This is a genomic window from Lentilactobacillus sp., from assembly GCF_040773105.1.
Classification (GTDB): Bacteria; Bacillota; Bacilli; order Lactobacillales; family Lactobacillaceae; genus Lentilactobacillus; species Lentilactobacillus parabuchneri.
This window is the reverse complement of sequence record NZ_JAXGWW010000184.1, coordinates 1-4,156: the sequence shown is the minus strand read 5'-3', so window position 1 is coordinate 4,156 and position 4,156 is coordinate 1. Positions and strand designations below refer to the sequence as shown.

The following is a 4,156-nucleotide window of genomic DNA, read 5'->3' as shown; positions in this document are numbered from 1 at the left end:
TGGTTAACGCCACCCTTTAGACCTGTCGCGTGAATCATAAATGGAACTTTCTGGAATTGTGCTAAATCATAATCGGTGATCGACTTCTTATGCAACAACTGAGCAATTGCAGGCCGATGGTTATTTGAAATACCATAGTGATCACCATAAACGACAATCATACTATTTTTCATCAACCCACTCTTACGCAGGTAACTCATAAATTCAGCAAACGCTTGGTCCAAATAATGCGCCGTTTGGACGTATGGATCGACGGTCTTGTCACCCGTCTTGGTTGCTGGAAAATCGGTGTTTTGTTTATCTAACAGATACGGATAATGGTTGGTTAAGGTAATCAGCTTCGCATAAAACGGTTGGGGAAGCTGCTGAATGTAATTTGCGGCATCCCTAAAGAAGATTTTATCTTTCAGACCATAACCGACGCTATACGACGGTTTGGTCTTGTAGTACTGGGAACTGAAGAAATAGTCATAGCCCCACGACTTGTAAGTGCTGTCCCGGTTCCAAAAACTGGGAACGTCACCATGGAAAGCCGCAGTTGTATAACCACGCTGGTCCAAAATAGCCGGTGCGGCCTGATACGTATTTTGCGCACCATAAGTCACCATTGCAGAACCCTGCGGTAAGCCATACAGGGAGTTTTCAAGCATCATTTCAGCATCGGACGTCTTCCCTTGGGCAACCTGATGATAGAAGTTGTCAAAACCAATGGTATTCTTGTTATGGAAGAACTTGTTCAGATTAGGCATAACTTCTCGGCCATCTACTTTATAGTCAATCAAGAATTGCTGGAAACTCTCCAAATGAATGATAAAGACGTTCTTGCCTTTTTCTTTGCCAAAGTACACCGGATTGGCCTTGGCCCGCGAGTGTTTTAGGTACTTCAAGATACTGTCCATATCGCTGGCTTTGGCCTTGGACCGGGTTGCCGATTCTTTTTGTGTTTGATAGGCATTGAATGCCGCATACTCATTAAGGCCAAGGTATTTAACGATGTAGTTATTATCAAAAGTCCGGGTCAACAGTCCGGAACGATCTGAGCTGGCCAGCCCATACTCACCACCCATTAAAATCAGCGACAAAACAGAAATTAAAAGTGCATAACGTTTCTTAAACGGTTCCGCATCAATCCTGATAATGTGAAATGCCAGCAAAATCACCAAGATAATAATATCCAGAAAAATAAAGAAGTCACTAAAATGAATAATTTCAGCCAGACTCTTGCCAAGATTATTCTGGACGTTGCCACTACCTTTGATGATCCCAAGCGATAGAAAATCCGAGAATTCCCGGTAGTAAACAATATTGGCAAAAATCCAAATTGTCTCCAGCGTATCAATAATCATCATTAGCCAATACGACAACCGGCCGCTGAAATAAAGGGCAATTCCAAGCGTCAGTAGTGCCGCAGGAATCGGATTAATTGCCAGGATGAATTCCTGAAGGCCGCCTTTCACCCCCAGTGTGAATTTAGTTTGATAAACGATGTACGTTTTAACACAAAACAAAATAACGACTAGTAAAAAGAAGCCGATCCTGGTATTTAAGAGATTTGAAAATCGATATTTCTTCTCCGTTAACATTCCTGTTCCTCCAAATATTTCTGAAAACCACACATTTACGCCGGCTTATCAGAATCATCAACTTTATCTGGTTTGAGCGCCAGAGCAAACGCCCCGGCAGCCATCCCAAAGTAGTACGTTAAAATCCGCCAAATGATCATCGCTAATACGAGTTTGCTGTTACTGGATATAAAGCTGTAAAATAGCGATTCAAAACTAAATTCAGCCCCTCCTGACCCTCCTGGAATCGGGAAGAGCGAAATGATCATGACGATCATAATGTGAAGACTGGTAACCATAATCACGTTGGCACCGGTCACACCCAGTGCCAGCATGATGAAATAGGGAATCAGATAATAAAATGACAGTTGAAAGAAAGTCAACACCACCACTTTTAACAGGAGCTTTGGCTGTCGCCCAATTCGGACACTTTCTTCAAACAGATTATCAATTTTGGCGTACATTGTATCCTGCATCGAATAAAATTTTTCATCCTTAACAAACCATTTAACCGGATGAAATAGCAGTTTAGCTAATTTTTTAGTGAATGTGGGCCAATACATGATTAATAACAGGCCGACAATGACAAAAAAATGAATCAAAAACCCAAAAAGGACAAATAATGCCAGAACCTGTAATCTACTGGCAACAAAGTGAAATCCGATCACCAAGCTGAAAAAAAAGTTAACCACAATCATTGCTTGATAGACCACAAATTTCATCAGCAGCACCGAACTGGCCTTACCGCCATCGATTCCGGTCTGAAGCATGACGATCAACTGGCCGGGCTGGCCGCCTGAAGAAAAAGGGGTAATCCCATTAAACAATTGCTCAACCAGTGGGACTCGTATGGCATCCTTGAATGTAAAGTGCTTGACCCGATTGGACACTAAGACCTTGGTAATCACGCCTTCGATCAAAAGGTAAAGACAAATACATAAAAAAGCAACCAATATCCACCACAGATTGAGGGTCAATACATCGTGAATTAATAAACTGAGTTTAACATCCCTCATTGAGTAGGCAATAATTGCAATTCCAATTATCACCATCGTCAAGAGCGTAATTTTATTATTTCGTGACATGATTAACCTTCCTTAGCTTGCTCATTATAAAAATCGTACCAAACTTTGGCTAAATGGTTTTCAGAATAACGTTCGCTGGCAATTTTTGTCGCAGCTTGCAACTTGGCCAACTTATCCGGATCCAAAAGAAGTTCATTGAGCTCCGTATTCATTTCAGACACGTTGGCTGTGGGGAGATAATAGCCGCTGATAATCGATTGGTAAAGGTCCAAGTCGCGCAGCATGACGGGTGTGTTCGTTGAAAAAGCTTCCAATACCGACATTGGAAAAAGCTCATTATAAGAAGGTAAAAGAAACAAGTCAGACATATTATAATACTGAACCATCTTTGAGCGCTCAATAATCCCCGGAAATGCCAAGTTGCTTGGTGGGTCCTTAACAATTTTTTCGAGTTCCGCATAGCCTTCGGTAATTTTTCCAAATGAAAAACCACCCGTCCAAATAAATTGGACACTGGGATTTTGTTTTGCCAGCTTGACGAAATCCAAAACACCCTTTCGAGTTTGGATCTGCCCGCTACCAAGAACGGTGAACCGTTTCGGATCGTAGCCATGTTTGACCCGCAATGACGCCTTAGTTGCAGCGTCAACCGGGTAAAATGTCTCTTTACTGACAAAATTTGGAATATACGTGATCCGCTCTTTGGGAATTCCGTATTGTTCCAACTTGGGAATAAACGATGGATTGACAACCACAATATGGTCCATCCGTTTATAAAAGGCGATCACATATTTATAAAAAATCGCTTTGAAGGGTTGTGGAATTTTGATGCTTCCCTCGAGTGTTTCAGGGATAAAATGAACATAGCCAATTTTTCGACCACGCTTTTTGGAAAATGTTGACAGATAAAAGCTGGGATTAATTGTATGATAGTGGCTAATATCCGCGGGGGCATAGCTGTTTATTTTGATTTTAAAGTCGTCAGGAAAGTGATCCTTTAGCATTCTCACGAGTTCCAAATAAGCACTGCCGACGCCTTGTCCTTTCACCTTATCTGCGGTTGAGAACATATTAATCTTTAACATACAAACTCCTTACAACAAAAATTTAATCAATATTGGTGGTCGCATCTTTTTGAAGTGCCTGTTCAACGACAACATCATGGTAAAAATTAATCACCCGCTTGCCGAAGGTCTCAGCAGAAATTGCGTTGAGCTTGGTCTTCAAAATTTGCTTGGCTTTGGGTGTTTCCACATCAATTTCGTGTTTCAGATACTGTGTCACAATTCCCACAAAATCATCGTCGTGTTCAAACGTCTGACCAAGTGTCTCAGTACTTAAAAGTCCGTTGGTGTAATCACTGGCACTGACGACGACCGGAAGTCCGGCCGCCAGCGCTTCAATATAGGTCAACCCCTGTGACTCCGATTTGGAAGTTGAAACAAAGACGTCGCAGGCCCGATAAAAGGCGTTGACGTGATCATTTTCAACCTCGCCGGTAAAGATTACGTGATCATCAAGCTGTTGATCATGCACCTGCTTCATTAGATCATCTTTCGCAGGGCCGTC

General features: G+C 42.0%; 4 protein-coding genes. All 4 read right to left on the bottom strand.

Annotated features, from left to right (window positions below):
- Positions 1-1,583 (bottom strand): LTA synthase family protein (locus AB3112_RS08935; RefSeq protein WP_367334328.1); only part of this gene is annotated, 1,583 nt, incomplete at its 3' end.
- A gap of 35 nt (positions 1,584-1,618) precedes the next feature.
- Positions 1,619-2,647 (bottom strand): YbhN family protein, encoded by a 1,029-nt coding sequence (locus AB3112_RS08930; protein ID WP_367334327.1) that lies wholly within the window; start codon positions 2,645-2,647, stop codon positions 1,619-1,621.
- Positions 2,648-2,649: 2 nt separating this feature from the next.
- Positions 2,650-3,672, bottom strand: a complete 1,023-nt coding sequence (locus AB3112_RS08925) for a glycosyltransferase family 4 protein (RefSeq protein WP_084998456.1) — start codon at positions 3,670-3,672, stop codon at positions 2,650-2,652.
- 22 nt (positions 3,673-3,694) lie between these two features.
- On the bottom strand, positions 3,695-4,156 hold a 462-nt coding region (locus AB3112_RS08920), incomplete at its 5' end, for a glycosyltransferase (protein ID WP_367334326.1).

Bases quoted from the DNA above. Each gene is read 5' to 3' on its own strand.
- AB3112_RS08930 (WP_367334327.1), bottom strand. From the start codon at position 2,647: ATGTCACGAAATAATAAAATTACGCTCTTGACGATGGTGATAATTGGA.
- AB3112_RS08925 (WP_084998456.1), bottom strand. From the start codon at position 3,672: ATGTTAAAGATTAATATGTTCTCAACCGCAGATAAGGTGAAAGGACAA.